Genomic DNA, 18,888 nt, shown 5'->3' on the forward strand with positions numbered 1-18,888 from the left:
AGCGTAAGAATTAAGCGGCTGTCCTGCCCTCCGTCATCGAAGTCGCGGGCTTGATGTTCTGGTTGACCCGGAAGACGTTGAAGGGGTCATAGGTGCGCTTCACCTGGCTCAGCCGCTCGTAATTTGCGCCATAGCTCGCCTGCACGCGCGCTTCTCCTTCGTCGTCCATCATGAAATTCACGTAACCGCCTTCGCCGTTATGGGGATGGATGCTCGTCCAGTAGGTCTTGGCCCATCTGGTGAGGTCGGCGGCCTTGCCCGGATCGGGATCGATGGCGGCGATGACCATCGACCAGGTTGCATCGCGCGCGTTCCATGCGGTTTCGTTCTTGCCGACGCGGCGAACGGCGCCGTCGATCGGGTAAAGATGCATGAGCGACAATTCGCTCGGCGCCGCGGCGGCCTGGGCGATATGGGTGGCGATGGCTTCGTCGGGAAGCGACTTCACGAAATCGCCCTTCCAATACCATTGCAGGCCTTTCGGAAGCAGCGGATCGAACAATGCCTGCAAGGCCGGGAATGGCATCACGCCCATCCAGTTGAAAATCGGCGGCGGCAGATTATCGAGCAGCGGCGCCATGGCCTTGCGCCCGTCCTCCTCGGTGCCGTTGTAGCAGGAGATGATGGCGCAGGCGCGCTTGCCCCAATATTCGCGCGGGAAGGGATCGGTCGAGGGAACGGTTTTCAGGCCGACAAAGGCGCCAAGATCTTCCGGCGCCTCCGGCAGGTAGTCGCGATAGGTCTGCATGACGGCCAACGCATCCTTGGCCTCCCAGAACACCGGGCCGCCGAAGATCATGTTCACGGGATGGGCCTGGAACAGGAAGCTGGTCACGACGCCGAAATTGCCGCCGCCGCCCCGGAGCGCCCAGAACAGGTCGGGATTCTCGGCTTTGCTGGCTGTCACCACGCTGCCGTCGGCCAGCACCAGATCGGCTTCGACCAGATTGTCGATGGTGAGACCGTATCTGCGCGTGAGATAGCCCGTCCCTCCGCCGAGGGTCAGACCGGCAACGCCCGTGGTCGAGACGATGCCGGCCGGAACAGCCAGCCCGAAAGGATGGGTGGCATGGTCCACGTCACCCGACGTGCAGCCTGGCCCGACCCTCACGGTGCGCGTTTTCGGATCGACATGGACCCCTTTCATCATCGACAGGTCGATGACGAGGCCGTTGTCGCAAATCCCCAGCCCGGCGCCGTTGTGCCCGCCGCCGCGCACGGCGATCAGCAGGTCGTTGTCGCGCGCGTATTTCACGGCGGTGATCACGTCGGCGACATCGGCGCAGCGTGCGATCAGCAGCGGGCGCTTTTCGATCATGCCGTTATAGACCTTGCGGGCCTCGTCGTAGCCGGCATCGTCACGCAGGATCACCTCCCCGCGCAGGCTTTCACGCAGTTTTGCATGGGTTTCGTCGGTCATCGGTTTGCTCCCTTGATTGCGCCCACCGCCATGCGGCGTCGGCGCGACGCATTTGTTGCTTCGTTATGCCGCCTCGACGGGCGGGTGCGTTCGACGGTGCAGGAAGAGCACATTGCACCAATCCGGTGCGCGCCGCTTCGCCCGAAAGGGCCAGCGGGGCATGGCCCGGGAGAGCCATGACATGGCAGCCAACCCGGCCGGGGCCGGCCGTGCCGGGATGCTCGGTCCCTGGCCCTGTCGATCTGATGCTGACGAGCGGCCGCCCGCGTCGCGGCCACTCGCGCCTTCGTGCTCGCCGGCGGCCTCTCAGCCCCGGCTCTTCGACGGTGCAGCTATTCCACGATGCGGAAGATCTGCCACTGGCTGGTGCCCGACACCACATAGGGCTCTAATTCCTTGCCCCATTTGGCGTGCGCGTCGATCTTGGCGATCTTGGCAAAGAACGCTTCCAGCTGGGCCAGGCTTTCGACCTCGTGATGGGACTCGATCGTCGCTTCACGTGCGCCGATCGAGCCGGTCATGAGGCGAAAATTCAAGTCAGCGAGCCCGACCTGCGAGCCGATCTCGCGCTCCCATTTCCGCATCAGCTCGAGTGCGGTCTGCTTCTGGCCGAACTTCGCGTCGATCTGCCATCTGGCGCTGAACATGTTTGCTCTCCCTCATGATTGCGGCCAGGCCGCTGTTTGATTTGTCCGCGACTTGTTATTCGTCCCAGGCCTGCACGACGGTCTGCCGCGCGATCAGGCCGTTCTTCAGCTCCACCATCGCCGCGCAGTACACTTTTGTGCCGTCCGGATAGGCGCAGGCTTGCATGAAGGCGAGGTTGTCCCCCTCGGCGATGGTGGTATCCACCTTGTGGGTCATCGCCCGGCTGCAGATATCGTCCCAGAAGGTGCTGATCGCCGCGCGGCCGCGGATCTCGCGCGGCTTGCTCGGCGGATTGTTCCGGTCGATCACCCGCACCAGCGCATCGTCATTGTAGAAGCTCGACAAGAGCTTGCCGTCACGGCCCTCGATCGCCTTCTTGATCGCGGCGCCATCCACTGTCTTTGTCTTGGTCAACATTTCTTGCCTCCATGGCCCGTCTGATCGGGCGTTCCGTTGCTCGGGACGCAGCCCGGCGTGACCGCCGGGCCGAGGGTCTTTCACTGCGACTTCGCCTTGACGGCGGCGAACAGGTCGTCGGTCTGCTTCTTGAATGTGGCGAGGTCGACCTGGCTGCCGTTGAGCATCGTCGACCAGTGGCGCACGATCGCCGCCATGGCGATGGCCTCCTTGATCTCCTCGTCGCTCGCGCCGTTCGCCTTGGCCGCCAGCGTGTGGAAATAGATGCAGTACTGGCAGGGGATCTGCGAAGCGACCGCCAGGCCCATCAGCTCCTTGGTCTTGCCATTGAGGGCGGTGTTCGGATTGAGCTGCACGCCCTTGATCTCGGCCCACGCGCCGGCCACCGCGACATCGGGCAGCGTCTTGAACATGTCGGGCACCGTGCCGAGCGTGGCCTGGATATCTTTGTAGGCCGCGGTTGCCGAGGCGTCCTCGGCCCGCGCCGGAGTGATGGCCAGCAACGCGCCCGCGGCAAATGCCAGCAATCCGATCTTGCGATTCAATTTCAGCATTTCATCCTCCATTCGCAGTGCCTTCGTGGCTGCATCGCCTAGCCTGCATGGGGAGAATTGATACCTCTTAGGGCGCCCCGACCGCTTCGCCCGAAAGCGCCATGGCTCTCATGGCCCGTCCGGGCCAGCATGTCTGGCCGAGAAGGCCGCCGCCGCCGCCCGCGACGGCAGGTCGAGCTTGAGCAATATGTTGGCGACATGGCGCTTGACCGTGTGCTCGCTGAGGCAGAGTTCGGCGGCGATCGCGGCATTGCTCTTGCCGTCGGCGATCAGGTTCACCACCTCGCTCTCGCGCGCCGTCAGCGCGGCCGGCTCGGCGGGCCTTGCCTTGGGCCGGCAGGCCGGCTCCAGATGCTGCTCCGACGTCGCCAGAACTGCCGGCATGGGCTCGTCCACCTCATCGAGGCTGACGCGGCCGGCATCGACGAAATGCAGGCCGGAACCTATTGCGAGATCGGCGACTAGCCGCGAGGCGAGGATGTCGCCGCGCCCGGCATGCGCGGCGAGCTGCATCGTCACCCGCGCCGTCAGCCCGACCGGCTGGCCGCGCATTTCGATCTCGCCAACATGCACGCCTTGCGCGCTGGCCACGCCGATCTGCTGGGCCGCCTCGCGCAGCGCCGCGGCGCAGCGCACGGCGCGCGCCGGCCCATCGAAGCGCGACATCATCAATTCGCCATGCGTGCCGGCCGTGCGGCCGCCATGGCGGCCGACCAGAAGCCGCCAGGTTTCCTGGAAGCGCTGGCTGCGCTCGCTCCACATGCGGTCGCCGAGCTTGGCCGTGTCGTAGATGCGCGTCCCCAGCAGCGCCGCCAGCACGCGCTCGGTGTCGGCCACCGCCGGTTCTCCGGTCAGGAATTCCTCGATCAGATCGGCCACTCGGTCGACGTCGCCGGTCCAGATCGGGTGGTCGCGCCCAGAGATCTCGACCAGGCGAGCGCCGGGGATCTTCCTGGCCAGGAAGCGGCTGGCATCGGGGTCGACGCGGGCGTCGTTACGGCGATGGATCAGGAATGTCGGCACCCTGATCATCCCGAGTATATCGCGCACGTCGATATCGGCGTTCATGCGGGCAAGCGCTGCGGCCGCCGTCGGACTGGCCGACAGCCGCTCAAACCGGGCCCACCACTGGGTGAAGTGGGTATCGTCCACCCGGCCAGGCGCGAAATTCGGCAAGGTGGCGCCGGTGCCCCACGATGTCTCCGCCGTGTCGATGAAAGCTTCCAGCCGTTCCGGCGGCATCACCCATCTGTGGAAATGCGCATAGGCGCCATAGAGGACGAGCGCGCGCGTCCGCTCCGGATAGGTGGCGGCGAACAGCATCGCCATCGGCGCGCCCTCCGAGGCGCCGAGGATCGCCGCCCGGCCGCTGCCGGCGGCGTCCATCACCGCGCGCACATCGTCCATGCGCGTTTCGAGACTGGGCAGATTGTGGTTGTCGACGCGGTCGGAAAGCCCGGTGCCGCGCTTGTCGAACAGGATCAGGCGCGAGAAGGCTGAGAGCCGTTTCAACAGGCGGCTGTAGCCTTCGTCTTCCCAATGCAGATCGAGATTGGAAATGAAGCCCGGCACGAAGACCAGATCGAACGCGCCCTGGCCGACCACCTGATAGGCGATCCGCACCTCTCCGCTGCTCGCGTATCTGGTCTCGATCGGCCTCACGAGTTCTTCCGCCTGGCCTGACGATTTCCGATCGTCAAACATAGCAGAGCCGACCAGGTAGCGGCAGCTTAAACTTTAGCAAAAAGAAATGTAAGACGGCCGGTCGCTGCGACTATTTCTGGGAAGCGGCGATGTCGGCCGGGAAAGCCTTGAGTCCAAGCTTCGTGTCGGCCTCCGCCGGGCTGATCGGCCGCTTGATCTTGGCCGAGGCGGCGATCACAAGGTCGTCGAAATTCTCCGTGCCGGCGTCCAGCATCTCGAAGAATTGGCGCCGCATCCGAGGCTCCCAGAACTTGTTGATGTGCTCGGCAACGCCGGTAATGCCTTCCTCGCGCGGCTTCGAATGGAAGAAGGTGGCGATCTGGTTGGCCATGCGCACCAGCTTTTCCTTGGTGCTGGCGATGTGGTCTTCGTCATGCGACATGCTTGGCAACTCCGGAAGCCACCCGTTCGGGGTGGGTGAAAATATCGAAATCGTCGCCCCGAACCAGCGCCACCAGCGTCATGCCGGCGGCCTCGGCCGTGCGAATGGCAAGGGCGGTCGGCGCCGAGACCGCCATGATGATCGAAGCGCCGATGGCTGCCGTCTTTTGCACCATCTCGACCGACACGCGCGAGGTCACCACGACGGCGCCGCTCGCGCCGTCGATGCCGGCCTTGGCCAGCGCACCGGCGAGCTTGTCCAGCGCGTTGTGGCGGCCGACATCCTCACGCGCCATCACGATGCCCTTGCCGGGAACGTAGAAGCCGGCGGCATGCACAGCGCCGGTTTCGGTGTGCAGCGGCTGGACCTTCGACAAAAGCCTGACCGAACGGGTGATGTCTTCGGCATCGAGCGTAAGCTTCGACGCACCGACCGCATCGACCGAACGCATCGCCTCCTCGATCGATTCGATGCCGCACAGGCCGCAGCCGACCGGCCCGGCAAGCCTGCGCCGCCGCGCCTGGAAGCGCGTGTTGGCCTGGTCCTTCAGCCGGATCTGGATATCGATGCCGGCGCCGAGATCCTCGACCTCGATCGCTTCGATTTCCTTTGGGTCGGCGATGATGCCTTCGGTCAGCGAGAAGCCGAGCGCGAAATCCTCGAAATCGGCCGGGCTCGCCATCATCACCGCATGCGTGGTGCCGGCAAAGGAGAACGCCACCGGCGTCTCCTCCGGCACCATGCGGTTCGCGGCCGAGGTGCCGCCGGCGCGATGCGCGAGGCGAGAGATTTGGGAGATAGGAGGGCGGTTCACGAGGCGCCAGTCCCTGGCCTGCCGGCCATTTCGCTCAGGATATGTCGAAGGCCTCTTACGTCAATCGGCAATTGCTCTCCAACGCCTTCCCCCACTCCGTCGCTGCTTCGCAGCGCCACCTCTCCCCCCTCCGGAGGGAGAGGAAAGGAGCCAACTGGGATCGCCGCGCGCCTTTCCTCTCCCCCGTCGATCGGGGGAGAGGTGTCGAGCGAAGCTCGACGGAGTGGGGGTCGATCAGCCGTCAAGATTGAGCTCTGTCCTCGACACACCTACTCCGCCGCCTGCAGCGGGGCGATGCGCCGGCTCTGCTTGGCCTGCTCGTTATAGTCCTTCTGCCAGTCGCTCGGACCGTTGGACGGCGCCACCTGCACAGCGGTGACCTTGTATTCCGGACAATTGGTCGCCCAGTCCGAGAAGTCGGTGGTGATCACGTTGGCCTGCGTGTCCGGGTGGTGGAAGGTCGTGTAGACGACACCGGGCGAGACGCGGTCGGTGATCAACGCGCGCAGCGTGGTTTCGCCCGAACGGCTCGCCAGCCGCACCCAGTCGCCTTCGCGCACGCCGCGGACCTCGGCGTCGTGCGGATGGATCTCCAGCCGGTCCTCGGCGTGCCACATCGAATTCTCGGTGCGCCGGGTCTGCGCGCCGACATTGTACTGCGACAGGATACGGCCGGTGGTGAGCAGCAGCGGATAGCGTGGACCTGTGCGCTCGTCGGTCGCCACATATTCGGTGCGGATGAACTTGCCCTTGCCGCGCACGAAGCCGTCGACATGCATGATCGGCGTGCCGAGCGGCGCCTTCTCGTTGCAGGGCCACTGCACCGAGCCGACGCGGTCGAGCAGCTCGAAGGAGACGCCGGCAAAGCTCGGCGTCGTCTTGGCGATCTCGTCCATGATCTGCGACGGATGCGTGTAATTCCAGTCGAGCCCGATGGCGCGGGCGAGCTCCTGCGTCGCTTCCCAGTCGGCATAGCGCGCCTTCGGTTCGATGACTTTGCGCACCATGTTGATGCGGCGCTCGGCATTGGTGAAGGTGCCGTCCTTCTCGAGGAAGGTCGAGCCCGGCAGGAAGACATGTGCGTAGTTCGCCGTCTCGTTCAGGAAGAGGTCGTGCACGACCACGCATTCCATCGCGGCGAGGCCGCCGGCGACATGCTTGGTGTCCGGATCGGACTGCAGGATGTCCTCGCCCTGGATGTAGATACCCTTGAACGAACCGTCGACGGCGGCGTCCAGCATGTTGGGGATGCGCAGGCCGGGCTCGTCGTCCAGCTTCACGCCCCACAGGCTCTCATAGATGTCGCGCACCGCCTCGCCGGAGATATGGCGGTAGCCCGGCAGTTCATGCGGGAACGAGCCCATGTCGCAGGAGCCCTGCACGTTGTTCTGGCCGCGCAGCGGGTTCACGCCGACGCCTTGCCGGCCGATATTGCCCGTGGCCATGGCGAGGTTGGCGATGGCGATCACCGTGGTGGAGCCCTGGCTGTGCTCCGTCACGCCGAGGCCGTAATAGATCGCGCCATTGCCGCCCTTGGCATACATGCGCGCGGCACCGCGGATCAGTTCCGGATCCACGCCCGATAGCTTGCCGACGGTTTCGGGGCTGTTCTCCGGCAGGGCGACGAAGGATGCCCAGTCCTGGAACTCGGCCCAGTCGCAGCGCTCGCGGATGAAGGCCTCGTCGAACAGGCCTTCGGTGACGACGACATGCGCCAGCGCCGTCAGCACCGCCACGTTGGTGCCGGGCTTCAAAGGCAGGTGGTAGTCGGCCTCGATATGCGCCGACTTGACCATCTCGGTGCGGCGCGGATCGAGCACGATCAGCTTGGCGCCCTGGCGCAGCCGCTTCTTCAGCCGCGAGGCAAAGACGGGATGGGCGGAGGCCGGATTGGCGCCGATGATGACGGCGACGTCGGTGAATTCGACCGAATCGAAATCCTGCGTGCCGGCGGAGGTGCCGTATGTCTGGCCGAGCCCGTAGCCGGTCGGCGAATGGCAGACGCGGGCGCAGGTGTCGACATTGTTGTTGCGGAAGCCCTGCCGCACCAGCTTCTGGACGAGATAGGTCTCCTCGTTGGTGCAGCGCGACGAGGTGATGCCGCCGATCGCGGTGCGTCCGTACTGATACTGGATGCGGCGGAATTCCTTCGCCGTATGCGCGATCGCCTCTTCCCAGCTCACTTCGCGCCACGGATCGGAGATCTTCTCGCGGATCATCGGCGACAGGATGCGGTCCTTGTGGGTGGCGTAGCCATAGGCGAAGCGGCCCTTGACGCAGGAATGGCCGTGGTTGGCCTTGCCGTCCTTGTAAGGCATCATGCGGATGACCTCGTCATCCTTGACCTCGGCCTTGAACGAGCAGCCGACGCCGCAATAGGCGCAGGTGGTGACGGCCGAGCGCTCCGGCATGCCCTTTTCGAGCACGGTCTTCTCGCGCAGCGCGTCCGTCGGGCAGGCCTGCACGCAGGCGCCGCAGGAGACGCATTCGGAAGCGATGAAGTCCTCATGCATGCCGGCGACCATGCGCGACTCGAAGCCGCGGCCCTCGATGGTCAGCGCGAAGGTGCCCTGCACCTCTTCGCAGGCGCGCACGCAGCGCGAGCAGACGATGCACTGCGCCGGATCATAGGTGAAATAAGGATTGGATTCGTCGCGGGCGATGTAGTCGACCGCCAGCGAGCCATGGCCAGGCGCAACGCCGTTCTCTTCCTTGACGTGGTTGCGGCCTTCGACGCCGTAGCGGTTCTCGGAGAGCCCAACCGACTTCGCCACCGCGTCGAATTCGCTGGCGCCGGTACCGGCCTTCTCGTTCCAGCCGGTCGGATGGTCGGAGACATAGAGCTCCATGATGCCGCGGCGGATAGCGTCGAGCCGGTCCGACTGCGTGCGCACCACCATGCCTTCACCGACCGGCGTCGTGCAGGAGGCCGGCGTGCCGCCGCGTCCTTCGATCTCGACCAGGCAGACGCGGCACGAGCCGAAGGAGTCCAGCATGTCGGTGGCGCAGAGCTTCGGGATCTCGACCCCGCCCTCCATCGCCGCGCGCATGATCGACGTGCCTTCCGGCACGGTGATGCTTTGCCCGTCGACGGTCAGCGTGATCTGCTTCGTCGCTTTCGACTCCGGCGTTCCGTAGTCGATCTCTTCGATGAGTGTCGGGAAGTCGGCCTTGATGTTCATCTTCTGCCAGCTCCTATTCAGCCGCCACGCGCGCAGGCGCGGGTTTGAAATCCTCGGGGAAATGCGTGATCGAGCTCATCACCGGGTAGGGCGTGAAGCCGCCCAGCGCGCAGAGCGATCCGAACTTCATCGTGTTGCAGAGGTCGGTGACCAGAGCGAGGTTCTTTTCCGCCTCGATGCCGGCGGCGACCTTGTCGAGAACCTCCACGCCGCGCGTCGAGCCGATGCGGCAGGGCGTGCACTTGCCGCAGCTTTCGATGGCGCAGAATTCCATGGCGAAGCGCGCCTGCTTCAGCATGTCGGCGCTGTCGTCGAACACGGTGATGCCGGCATGGCCGATCAGCCCGTCGCGCTTGGCGAATTCCTCGTAGTCGAAGGGCGTGTCGAACAAGGCGCGCGGGAAATATGCGCCGAGCGGGCCGCCGACCTGCACCGCCTTGACCGGACGCCCCGAAGCCGTGCCGCCGCCGATGTCGTCGACGATCTCGCCCAGCGTCAGGCCGAAGGCCGTCTCGAACAGGCCGCCATTCTTGACGTTGCCGGCGATCTGGATCGGGATCGTGCCGCGCGAGCGGCCCATGCCGAAATCCTTGTAGTAGGCGGCGCCCTTGTCCATGATGACAGGCACAGAGGCCAGGCTGATCACATTGTTGATCACGGTCGGCTTGCCGAACAGGCCCTGGATCGCCGGCAGCGGCGGCTTGGCGCGCACCACGCCGCGCTTGCCCTCGAGGCTGTTCAAGAGCGAGGTTTCCTCGCCGCAGACATAGGCGCCGGCGCCGACGCGGATCTCCATGTCGAAGGCGTTGGGCGAACCCAGCACATTGACGCCCAGCACGCCGGCCTTGCGGGCGATCGCCACGGCCTTGTTCATCGTCGCCACCGCATGCGGATACTCCGAGCGGATATAGACGAAACCCTTGGTCGCGCCGGTGGCGATGCCGGCGATCGCCATGCCTTCGATCAGCACGAAGGGATCGCCTTCCATGATCATGCGGTCGGCGAAAGTGGCGCTGTCGCCTTCGTCGGCGTTGCAGACGATGTATTTCTGCGCGCCCGCCGTATCCAGCACCGTCTTCCACTTGATGCCGGTGGGGAAGCCCGCGCCGCCGCGGCCGCGCAGGCCGGACTCGGTAACCTGCTTGACGACGTCGGCCGGCGCCATGGCGACCGCGTTCTGCAGCCCGCGCAAGCCGCCCAGCGACTTGTAGGCGTCAAGCGACAGCGGGTCGTTGATGCCGCAGCGTGCGAAGGTCAGCCGCGTCTGCTTGGCGAAGAAGGGGATCTTGTCGGGCGAGCCCAGCCAGCGCTTGTGGTGGCCGCCCTTGAGGAAGCCGCTGTCGAACAGGCTCTTGACGTCGGACGGCTTGACCGGCCCGTAGGCGACGCGGCCCTCGGCCGTGGCCACCTCGACCATCGGCTCCAGGAAATAGGCGCCGCGCGAGCCGTTGCGCACGATCTTGGCCTCGATGCCGCGCTCCTTGAGTTCCTTCTCGATCGCTTTGGCGACCTTTTCGGCGCCGAGCGCCAGCGCGCCGGAATCTGCCGGAACATAGATGCGCGGGATCATGAACGTGCCTCCGCGACGATCTCTTCGATCTTCTCGTCATCGAGCCGGCCGATGACTTCGCCGTCGAGCATCGCCGACGGCGAGCAGGCGCAAAGCCCGAGGCAGTAGACCGGCTCCAGTGTAACCGATCCGTCGCGCGTGGTCTCGTGGAAATCGATGCCGAGCAACTGCTTGACCTTGGCCGCGACGGCATCGGAGCCCATCGACTGGCAGGCTTCCGCCTGGCAAAGCTTCAGCACGTGCCGTCCGGCAGGCTTGGCGCGGAAATCGTGATAGAAGCTGACCACGCCGTGCACCTCGGCCCGGGAGAGGTTCAGCCCGTCGGCGATCACCGGCAGCGCGTCCTTCGGAACGTGCCCGAACTCTTCCTGTATGCTGTGCAGGATCGGCAGCAGCGGGCCTTCGAGGCCCTTCATCTCGTCAATGATCGCCGCCGTGCGCGACGCGATCTCGGTACTTGCGGCCTGCATGGTCACGCAGCGCCCTCCCTGGTCGTGGCGGCCAATGTATGTCACCCCATGATATAGAGCGGTTTCGGGGCAACGACATGCATAGGGCGCAATATCGCTAAGTCCTTACGAAATCAGAGGAAACCTCCGAAATCAATAAAGCGCTCCCGTCGCTTGATAGAAATTTTCTATCAAGATCGGGGCAGCTCGCATTGTCTAGCCTAGCGGTGGCGGCGGAAATCGTCCGCCAGCGCCATCGCCTCGTCCAGCAGCGCCTGCACCAGCGGCGTGTGCGGCTCGCGCGGCGCCGCCACCAGCCCGACCGTGTGGCTGGCATCCGGTTCGACGATGGGGATGGCTCGGATGGGCTCGGAAAAGCCGAACGTTTCCGCAAGGTTGAGCGGCATGATCGATGACCATTTGCCTGTACGGATATGCGAGAAGAGCACGATCATCGAATTCGATTCCAGCGTCGGCCGCACCTGCACGCCGGCTTCCGCCAGGTGCTGGTCGATGATGCGCCGGTTCTGCATGTCCGGCGTCAGCAGGCAGAGCGGCAACTGGCTGATCTCGGCCCACGACACTTTGTCGCGGTCGGAATAAGGGTTCCCGACCGCCGTGATCAGCTGGTAGCGCTCGTCATAGAGCGGCACGCTGGTGACGCGCCCCAGCGGCTCGTTGTCGAGATAGGTGATGCCGGCATCGACATCGAAATTGCCGAGCAGCGACAGCACTTCGATGGATGTGCGCGACAGCACCGAAAAGGTGACGCCCGGATGCTTTTCGCGGAATGGTGTCGTCAGCCGCGCCACCATGGCCAGCGCCGTCGGGATCGCCGCGATCCGGATGCGCCCGGACAGACCGTGGCGCGCCGCCCGCATCTCCTCGCGCATGGTGCGCGAGTCGCCGACGATGCGGCGCGCCCAGCCCAGCACCTGCTTGCCTTCCGGCGTCAGGCCCTGGAAGCGGGAGCCGCGCAGCACCAGCATGACGCCGAGTTGCCCCTCGAGCTGCTTGATGCCGGCCGATAGCGTCGGCTGCGTGACGCCGCACACCTCCGCGGCCCGGCCGAAATGCTCCTCCTTGGCCAAAGCGATGAAGAATTCCAGTTTGTCGATCATCGACGCAAACTATCGAGCGCCGAAAGCCTGCGCCAGATAGGCTGTTGCGATCGGGCACAATCTTGACGTCGGCCGACAACCCCGGCGCTTTTATCCAACCAGGTTGAGGATATTGCCGTCGGGGTCCTTGAACCAGGCGACCTTCATGCCATCGCCGACATGGATGTCGCCTTCAAGCGTCAGGCCCGGCATCTCATAGTGCTCGAAGCTGACGCCTTTCGATTTCAGCGACTTGACGATCGGTTCGATCTGGTCGCCGACCGTCCATGTCACCGCTGTCGCCTTGTTGGTGCCGGCGAACTGCGAATGATAGACGTTGATGAGCGTGTCGCCGCTTTTGTAGACGATCAGTTCGCCGCCCATGTCGTCCACTTGGCTGAGGCCTAGCGTTCCTTCATAGAAAGCCTTGGCCCTTTCCAGGTCCTTCACTGCGAGATTGGCTGTCGCATTGCTGTTTTGGAGCATGACGGTCTCCTTCACAGATTATCGTGATGGCAATCGAGATAGCGCGGATAGGTCGTTTGACCATGGCCGAGGCCCGGACCTCGACCCCGGTTGGCAAATCCGACACCATCCGTCGCTTTCCGGGCACGCCGGGCGAGCCATTGCGCCACGGCTTGGTTCTGCCGGGAAACTGCACTATCTGGAACGCCAAAGCCCCGAGGAAAGATCATGACCGTTACCAAGGAATCCGTCGTCGAGCGCCTGAAGACGGTGAACGGGCCGGACTTCACCGGCAACATCGTCGATCTCGGCATGGTCTCGGAGATCTTCATCGCCGATTCCAAGGTCTTCTTCTCGATCACCGTTCCCGCCGCCCGCGCCCAGGAGCTCGAGCCGCTGCGCGCCGCCGCCGAACGCGCGGTGAAGGCCATCCCCGGCGTCGCCAGCGCCGTCGTCGCGCTGACGGCGGAGAAGAAGGGCGGCGGCATGGAAGCGCCGGTTCCGGCACGCCCGGCCGCCCCTCGGCCAGCCACCCCGCCGCCTGCGCCGCAGCGACCCGCGCCGCACGCGCCCGCATCGCAGAGCCACGGCAAGCGCGGCGTGCCCGGCATCGACGCCATCATCGCGGTCGCCTCCGGCAAGGGCGGCGTCGGCAAATCGACCACCGCGGTCAATCTGGCGCTCGGCCTTGCCGCCAACGGGCTGAAGGTCGGCGTGCTCGATGCCGACATCTACGGCCCGTCGATGCCCAGGTTGCTCAACATCCACGGCCGGCCTCAGACCGTCGACGGCAAGGTGCTGAAGCCGATGCAGAATTACGGCCTTAAGGTGATGTCGATGGGCTTCCTCGTCGATGAGGAGACGCCGATGATCTGGCGCGGCCCGATGGTGATGTCGGCGCTGACGCAAATGCTGCGCGAGGTCGAGTGGGGTCCGCTCGACGTGCTGGTGGTCGACATGCCGCCCGGCACCGGCGACGCCCAACTCACCATGGCCCAGCAGGTGCCGCTCGCCGGCGCCGTCATCGTCTCGACGCCGCAGGACCTCGCCCTGATCGACGCCCGCAAGGGCCTCAACATGTTCAAGAAGGTCGACGTGCCGCTGCTCGGCATCGTCGAGAACATGAGCTACTTCCTCGCTCCGGACACGGGCAAGCGCTACGACATTTTCGGCCATGGCGGCGCGCGCCGCGAGGCTGAGCGCCTCGGCGTCACTTTCCTCGGCGAGGTGCCGCTGGAAATGGGCATTCGCGAAAGCTCGGACGCCGGCACCCCGGTCGTCGCCTCCAAGCCGGACGGCGCAGAGGCGAAGATCTATCGCGATATCGCATTAAAGGTCTGGAAAAGGGTCCAGGAAGAGCGCGGCGCTGCCGAAGCCGCCGTGCCGAACATCGTGTTCGAATAACCCCCTTTCCCTTGAGGGAAGGGTCAGGCGCCGACCTTCCCGCCGAACGTCGAGAAGAACTGTCCCGCAAGTTTCTTCGATGTCGACTCGATCAGCCGGCTGCCGAGTTGCGCGATCTTGCCCCCGACCTCGGCCTTGGCTGCGTATTTGAGCACTGTCGAGTCCGCCCCGTCGGCGGTCAGCGTCACGTCGGCGCCGCCCTTGGCGAAGCCGGCAATGCCGCCCTTGCCTTCGCCCTGGATGGTATAGGAATGCGGCGGCTTGAGGTTCTTCAGCGTGACTTCGCCGTTGAAGGTCGCCTTGATCGGGCCGATCTTCAGCACCACGGTCGCCGCCATCTCGGTGTTCGAGGTCTTTTCCAGGCTCTGGCAGCCGGGAATCGCCTCCTTCAGGATTTCCGGGTCGTTGAGGGCTTCCCACACTTTCCCGATGGGTGCGGCGATCCGCTCCTCGCCTTCGATCACCAAAGCCATCAAGACCTCCCGGATTGCTGATGCTGGTCGGTCGTAGCGCGCGGCCCGAAACAAGTCTATCGCACCAAAGTCCGGGTCCCGGCAGCGCCTGCCTCTTGCCTGCATGGACGCATTGTCCTATCGATTTGTCATACAAATACGGAGACCACCATGGCAGGCGCCCCCACCAGGAAGAAGAAATTTCGCTCGCAGGAGTGGTTCGACAATCCCGACAATCCAGGCATGACGGCGCTCTATCTCGAGCGTTACCTCAATTACGGCCTGACGCGCGCCGAGCTGATGTCGGGCAAGCCGCTGATCGGCATCGCGCAGACCGGTTCCGACCTTTCGCCCTGCAACCGGCATCACATCGAGCTTGCCAAGCGCGTGCGCGAAGGCATCGTCTCGATGGGCGGCATCCCGTTCGAGTTCCCGTGCCATCCAATCCAGGAGACCGGCAAGCGCCCCACCGCCGCGCTCGACCGCAACCTCGCCTATCTCAGCCTCGTCGAGGTGCTCTACGGCTATCCGCTTGATGGCGTCGTGCTCACCATCGGCTGCGACAAGACCACGCCTGCGCTGCTGATGGCTGCTGCGACCGTCAATATTCCGGCGATCGCGCTGTCGGTCGGCCCGATGCTCAACGGCTGGCACAAGGGCAAGCGCACCGGCTCCGGCACCATCGTCTGGGAATCGCGCCAAAGGCTATCAGCCGGCGAGATCGACTATGACGAGTTCATGGACATCGTCGCCTCCTCGGCGCCCTCGACCGGCTATTGCAACACCATGGGCACCGCCACCACCATGAATTCGCTGGCCGAGGCGCTCGGCATGCAACTGCCGGGCTCCGCTGCCATTCCCGCGCCCTATCGCGAGCGCGGCCAGATCGCCTACGAGACCGGCAAGCGCATCGTCGACATGGTGCATGAGGACCTGAAGCCCTCCGAAATCATGACGCGCGAGGCCTTCGAGAACGCCATCGTCGTCAACTCGGCCATCGGCGGCTCTACCAACGCGCCGATCCACCTCAACGCCATCGCACGCCATCTCGGCGTGCCGCTCGACAATGACGACTGGCAGAAGATCGGCCTCGACATCCCGCTCCTGGTCAACCTGCAGCCGACGGGCGAGTATCTCGGCGAGGACTATCACCATGCCGGCGGCGTGCCGGCGGTGGTGGCCGAGCTGATGAAGGCCGGGCGCCTGCCGCATCCCGATGCCATGACCGCCAACGGCAAGACCATCGGCGACAATTGCAGCAGCGCCGTCAACGAGAATTCCGACGTTATCCGCAGCGTCGACAAGCCGTTGAAGGCCAATGCCGGCTTCATCAACTTCAAGGGCAATCTGTTCGATTCGGCGATCATGAAGATGAGCGGCATCTCGCCGGAATTCCGCGAGCGCTATCTGTCCAACCCGAACGACCCTGAAGCCTTCGAGGGCAACGCCATGGTCTTCGACGGGCCGGAGGACTATCACGCCCGCATCGACGATCCGGCGCAAGGCATCGACGAGCACACGATCCTGTTCATGCGCGGCGCCGGTCCGGTCGGCTATCCGGGCGGCGCCGAGGTGGTCAACATGCAGCCGCCGGCCTACCTCATCAAGAAGGGCATCCACGCCCTTGCCTGCATCGGTGACGGCCGGCAGTCCGGCACGTCGGGCTCTCCGTCGATCCTCAACGCCTCGCCTGAAGCCGCGATCGGCGGCGGGCTGGCGCTTCTCAAGAGCGGCGACCGCGTCCGCATCGACCTGAAGAAGGGCACGGCCAATATCCTCGTCAGCGACGACGAGATCGCCAAGCGGCGCGCCGCGCTGCAGGCCAACGGCGGCTATCACTATCCCAAGCACCAGACGCCCTGGCAGGAGATCCAGCGCGGCATGGTCGACCAGTTCTCGGCCGGCATGGTGCTGAAGCCGGCGGTGAAGTACCAGGACGTCGCCCATACCAGCGGCGTGCCGCGCGACAATCACTGAATTTCCGGCTTGGAGAAATCAAGGGGCGGCTTGCGAAGCGCAGCCGCCCCTTTCTTGTGCCCTTGTTTCAGCCGCCCGGTGCATCCAGATAGGCGTCGTACAAGCTGGTTGAGGACACAGGATCATCATGGCCAGGCGGCGCTCTTCCCTCGGCTTTCTCGGCATGTTCGGCCGCTCCGGCGACTTGCGCCAGCTCGACGACGCGTTGCGCGCGGCCGACCTGCATCCGGCTTTGGTGCCGGAAGGCGTCAAGCTTACCATCGTCAATCTGATGAACGACCGCTGGCCCGATGAGCCGCCGGCAGGCGCCTATCAATCCGTGGCACAGCTCTGCGGCTATTGCGTCGCCGGGCCGCAGGTGTTCGAGCAGGCCAACGGCCGCGAGCCGACAGTGGCGGTCGAGCGCCGCATCGAGGCGGCGCTGGAGGCCGGCGACAGTTTCGATGCGCAGATCGTGCTCATGACGCTGCACGCCAAGCTGATCAACGCCGAGGTGGTCGAGCGCTATGGGCTCAGTGTGGAGTGAACCGCTGGGTGGGATGCGTCTGGATTCAGGTCAGGCCGAGTCGAAAAAGGTGTTTTTCGAGAACCGGAGCGGAGCGTACTTACGTACCTGAGCACCGGCCTACGCCAGCCGTAGCTTTAACTTCCGCGCCGCCGCCCATGAGTGCTTCGGCCGGCGAAGGCCGGAAGCACAGGAAGCCGCCATTTGCAGGCCGGCCTCACCGGAATATCAATGCGTCCTAGCCGCCCATCTTGTTGCGCGGCAACTTGATCATCTCGCCGAAGCGGGCGCGCAATTTGTCGTCGAGCAGTCGCGAGACGTGGCGCGGGAAGCGCTCGGCAAGCACGCGCTTCTTCTCCGCGATCGCCCGCGACAGGATGTCGGGCCGGCCCTTTTCGTTCCATTCCTTGGGCGAGAAACGGTCGCCGACGGCGGGATAGAAATACTCGGTCTGCATCAGCTTCAACGTCTGATCATTGCCGAGATAGTGCCCGGGACCCTTCATGCAGACATCGGCGATGGTGTCGATCGACAGCGCCTCGTCGGTCACCTCGATGCCGCGCACGCAGCGCAGGCAATGACCGAGCATGTCGTTGTCGATGATCAGGCTTTCCAGGCAGAAGCCGAGCAGCGAGGCATGCATGCCAGCTGACTCATAGACGAGATTGAGGCCGGCAAGACCGGCCATCACGTCGGTGATGCCCTTTTCATAACCAGACTGGATGTCGGGCAGTTTCGAATCCGTCATGCCGGCGGCCGAACCACCCGGCAGGTCGTAATATTGCGCCATCTGCGCGCAGGCCGCGGTCAGCACCGCCTGTTCGGCCGAGCCGCCGGACATGGCGCCGGTGCGGAGGTCGGAAACGAACGGCCAGGTGCCGAAGATCGCCGGATGTCCAGGCTTGATGGCATTGACATAGACCAGGCCCATCAGCACTTCCGCCACCGCCTGCACGACGGCTCCGGCAATCGCCGCCGGCGCGGTGGCGCCGGCTTGTCCGGCCGACAGAAGCAGGATCGGAATGCCGCCTTCGACGCAGGCCTCGAGCACGCCGCAGGCGTCCTCGGCGAACTTCATCGGCGGCACGACGAAGCAGTTCGAGTTCGACACGAACGGCCGCGCCCGGAAATTCTCCTCGCCGCCGGCGATCGCATAGAGCATTTCCAGCGCCGGCTTGACGTTCTCGCGCACGGTGAACGAGGTGCCGACATGCTTGGATGTCCCCATCACGCAGGCATAGAGCGTGTTGAAATCCATATCGAGCGGATCGGGAATGTCGCGCGGCACCATGGTGCGCTGGAAGAAATGGATGTTGTCGAGCCCGTCGACGAGACGGGCCGCGTCGTAGAGATCCTGCAGCAGCGATTCGCGGTATTCGCGCTTCTCGACGTCGACCAGATGCACCGCCGCGCCCGCCGTGCCGTAATGCACGCGTTTGCCCTGGATCAGCATGTCGTGCTTCGGATCCTGGCCGTGGAGGGTGAAGTTGCGCGCGGCCTTCTTGATCGTGTCCAGCACCAGCGCGCGCGGCAGCCGGATGCGGCCGTCGTCGCCATAGGTGCCGCCGACCCGGGTCAGCGCCTCGATGCAGGACGGGATGGCGTTGGCGAACCCGACCGTCTCCAGAAGCGTCAGCACCGCTTCGTGGATGCGCTCGCGATCGTTCTGGCTCAATGGTCCGTAGCTGCCGCCCTCGAGGCCTGCCCGGACCGGCCGGATGTCGTCGGCTAAAGGCGCTGCCCGCATTGCACGACGCGCTTCGCGCCCGCCGGAACGCCGCGAACGCTGGTCCGACGACGCTTCCTGCTTCTCGAAAGCCACTGACATGGAAGCACTCCACCTTT

At 64.9% G+C, this 18,888-nt stretch carries 17 protein-coding genes; 3 read left to right on the forward strand and 14 right to left on the reverse strand.

Annotation, left to right across the window (positions count from 1 at the left end; genetic code table 11):
* Nucleotides 1–10: 10 nt before the first annotated feature.
* The 12 genes from FJ414_RS25120 to FJ414_RS25180 form a co-directional block, all read right to left on the reverse strand.
* Nucleotides 11–1,420, reverse strand: coding sequence for an FAD-binding oxidoreductase (locus FJ414_RS25120; protein ID WP_140647068.1), 1,410 nt, complete (start codon nt 1,418–1,420; stop codon nt 11–13).
* A 332-nt stretch (nt 1,421–1,752) separates the two neighbouring features.
* Nucleotides 1,753–2,067 carry a hypothetical protein gene (locus FJ414_RS25125; protein WP_140647069.1) on the reverse strand — a complete coding sequence of 105 codons (315 nt, stop codon included), beginning with the start codon at nt 2,065–2,067 and terminating at the stop codon, nt 1,753–1,755.
* 55 nt (nt 2,068–2,122) lie between these two features.
* Nucleotides 2,123–2,485 carry a nuclear transport factor 2 family protein gene (locus FJ414_RS25130; protein WP_140647070.1) on the reverse strand — a complete coding sequence of 121 codons (363 nt, stop codon included), beginning with the start codon at nt 2,483–2,485 and terminating at the stop codon, nt 2,123–2,125.
* 80 nt (nt 2,486–2,565) lie between these two features.
* Nucleotides 2,566–3,039, reverse strand: a complete 474-nt coding sequence (locus FJ414_RS25135) for a carboxymuconolactone decarboxylase family protein (RefSeq protein WP_112128489.1) — start codon at nt 3,037–3,039, stop codon at nt 2,566–2,568.
* A gap of 108 nt (nt 3,040–3,147) precedes the next feature.
* Nucleotides 3,148–4,701, reverse strand: a complete 1,554-nt coding sequence (locus tag FJ414_RS25140; protein ID WP_140647071.1) for an alpha/beta fold hydrolase — start codon at nt 4,699–4,701, stop codon at nt 3,148–3,150.
* A gap of 112 nt (nt 4,702–4,813) precedes the next feature.
* Nucleotides 4,814–5,125 (reverse strand): formate dehydrogenase subunit delta, encoded by a 312-nt coding sequence (locus tag FJ414_RS25145; RefSeq protein WP_140647072.1) that lies wholly within the window; start codon nt 5,123–5,125, stop codon nt 4,814–4,816.
* Nucleotides 5,115–5,939 carry a formate dehydrogenase accessory sulfurtransferase FdhD gene (fdhD, locus tag FJ414_RS25150; RefSeq protein WP_140647073.1) on the reverse strand — a complete coding sequence of 275 codons (825 nt, stop codon included), beginning with the start codon at nt 5,937–5,939 and terminating at the stop codon, nt 5,115–5,117. The genes FJ414_RS25145 and fdhD overlap by 11 nt, the downstream gene beginning before the upstream one ends.
* A gap of 269 nt (nt 5,940–6,208) precedes the next feature.
* Nucleotides 6,209–9,121, reverse strand: a complete 2,913-nt coding sequence (gene fdhF / locus FJ414_RS25160; RefSeq protein ID WP_140647074.1) for a formate dehydrogenase subunit alpha — start codon at nt 9,119–9,121, stop codon at nt 6,209–6,211.
* A gap of 13 nt (nt 9,122–9,134) precedes the next feature.
* Nucleotides 9,135–10,691, reverse strand: a complete 1,557-nt coding sequence (locus FJ414_RS25165; RefSeq protein ID WP_140647075.1) for an NADH-quinone oxidoreductase subunit NuoF — start codon at nt 10,689–10,691, stop codon at nt 9,135–9,137.
* Complete coding sequence (locus FJ414_RS25170) at nt 10,688–11,167, reverse strand: formate dehydrogenase subunit gamma (RefSeq protein WP_140647076.1); 480 nt, start codon at nt 11,165–11,167, stop codon at nt 10,688–10,690. Before FJ414_RS25170 ends, FJ414_RS25165 begins: the two co-directional genes overlap by 4 nt.
* Before the next feature lie 194 nt (nt 11,168–11,361).
* Nucleotides 11,362–12,261, reverse strand: a complete 900-nt coding sequence (locus tag FJ414_RS25175; RefSeq protein WP_140647077.1) for a LysR family transcriptional regulator — start codon at nt 12,259–12,261, stop codon at nt 11,362–11,364.
* Nucleotides 12,262–12,351: 90 nt separating this feature from the next.
* Nucleotides 12,352–12,726 (reverse strand): VOC family protein, encoded by a 375-nt coding sequence (locus FJ414_RS25180; protein ID WP_140647078.1) that lies wholly within the window; start codon nt 12,724–12,726, stop codon nt 12,352–12,354.
* A gap of 207 nt (nt 12,727–12,933) precedes the next feature.
* Between FJ414_RS25180 and FJ414_RS25185 the strand changes: the two genes are divergently transcribed.
* Nucleotides 12,934–14,109: an Mrp/NBP35 family ATP-binding protein gene (locus FJ414_RS25185; protein WP_140647079.1), complete on the forward strand. Its 1,176-nt coding sequence runs from the start codon at nt 12,934–12,936 to the stop codon at nt 14,107–14,109.
* 23 nt (nt 14,110–14,132) lie between these two features.
* Here the strand turns inward: FJ414_RS25185 and FJ414_RS25190 are convergent, their stop codons facing one another.
* On the reverse strand, nt 14,133–14,582 hold the full coding sequence (locus FJ414_RS25190; protein ID WP_140647080.1) for a carbon monoxide dehydrogenase subunit G: 450 nt from the start codon (nt 14,580–14,582) through the stop codon (nt 14,133–14,135).
* Nucleotides 14,583–14,732: 150 nt separating this feature from the next.
* On the opposite strand from FJ414_RS25190, the gene FJ414_RS25195 reads away from it, so the two are divergent.
* On the forward strand, nt 14,733–16,538 hold the full coding sequence (locus tag FJ414_RS25195; RefSeq protein ID WP_140647081.1) for an IlvD/Edd family dehydratase: 1,806 nt from the start codon (nt 14,733–14,735) through the stop codon (nt 16,536–16,538).
* A gap of 127 nt (nt 16,539–16,665) precedes the next feature.
* Nucleotides 16,666–17,064, forward strand: a complete 399-nt coding sequence (locus tag FJ414_RS25200; RefSeq protein WP_140647082.1) for a hypothetical protein — start codon at nt 16,666–16,668, stop codon at nt 17,062–17,064.
* A gap of 217 nt (nt 17,065–17,281) precedes the next feature.
* Here the strand turns inward: FJ414_RS25200 and FJ414_RS25205 are convergent, their stop codons facing one another.
* Nucleotides 17,282–18,871, reverse strand: a complete 1,590-nt coding sequence (locus FJ414_RS25205) for a trimethylamine methyltransferase family protein (RefSeq protein ID WP_140647083.1) — start codon at nt 18,869–18,871, stop codon at nt 17,282–17,284.
* Nucleotides 18,872–18,888 lie beyond the last annotated feature (17 nt).

It is taken from the genome of Mesorhizobium sp. B3-1-6 (assembly GCF_006439555.1).
Taxonomy (GTDB): domain Bacteria; phylum Pseudomonadota; class Alphaproteobacteria; order Rhizobiales; family Rhizobiaceae; genus Mesorhizobium.

Bases quoted from the DNA above. Each gene is read 5' to 3' on its own strand.
- FJ414_RS25120 (WP_140647068.1), bottom strand. From the start codon at position 1,420: ATGACCGACGAAACCCATGCAAAACTGCGTGAAAGCCTGCGCGGGGAG.
- FJ414_RS25125 (WP_140647069.1), bottom strand. From the start codon at position 2,067: ATGTTCAGCGCCAGATGGCAGATCGACGCGAAGTTCGGCCAGAAGCAG.
- FJ414_RS25130 (WP_140647070.1), bottom strand. From the start codon at position 2,485: ATGTTGACCAAGACAAAGACAGTGGATGGCGCCGCGATCAAGAAGGCG.
- FJ414_RS25135 (WP_112128489.1), bottom strand. From the start codon at position 3,039: ATGCTGAAATTGAATCGCAAGATCGGATTGCTGGCATTTGCCGCGGGC.
- FJ414_RS25145 (WP_140647072.1), bottom strand. From the start codon at position 5,125: ATGTCGCATGACGAAGACCACATCGCCAGCACCAAGGAAAAGCTGGTG.
- fdhF (WP_140647074.1), bottom strand. From the start codon at position 9,121: ATGAACATCAAGGCCGACTTCCCGACACTCATCGAAGAGATCGACTAC.
- FJ414_RS25165 (WP_140647075.1), bottom strand. From the start codon at position 10,691: ATGATCCCGCGCATCTATGTTCCGGCAGATTCCGGCGCGCTGGCGCTC.
- FJ414_RS25175 (WP_140647077.1), bottom strand. From the start codon at position 12,261: ATGATCGACAAACTGGAATTCTTCATCGCTTTGGCCAAGGAGGAGCAT.
- FJ414_RS25180 (WP_140647078.1), bottom strand. From the start codon at position 12,726: ATGCTCCAAAACAGCAATGCGACAGCCAATCTCGCAGTGAAGGACCTG.
- FJ414_RS25185 (WP_140647079.1), top strand. From the start codon at position 12,934: ATGACCGTTACCAAGGAATCCGTCGTCGAGCGCCTGAAGACGGTGAAC.
- FJ414_RS25190 (WP_140647080.1), bottom strand. From the start codon at position 14,582: ATGGCTTTGGTGATCGAAGGCGAGGAGCGGATCGCCGCACCCATCGGG.
- FJ414_RS25195 (WP_140647081.1), top strand. From the start codon at position 14,733: ATGGCAGGCGCCCCCACCAGGAAGAAGAAATTTCGCTCGCAGGAGTGG.
- FJ414_RS25200 (WP_140647082.1), top strand. From the start codon at position 16,666: ATGGCCAGGCGGCGCTCTTCCCTCGGCTTTCTCGGCATGTTCGGCCGC.
- FJ414_RS25205 (WP_140647083.1), bottom strand. From the start codon at position 18,871: ATGTCAGTGGCTTTCGAGAAGCAGGAAGCGTCGTCGGACCAGCGTTCG.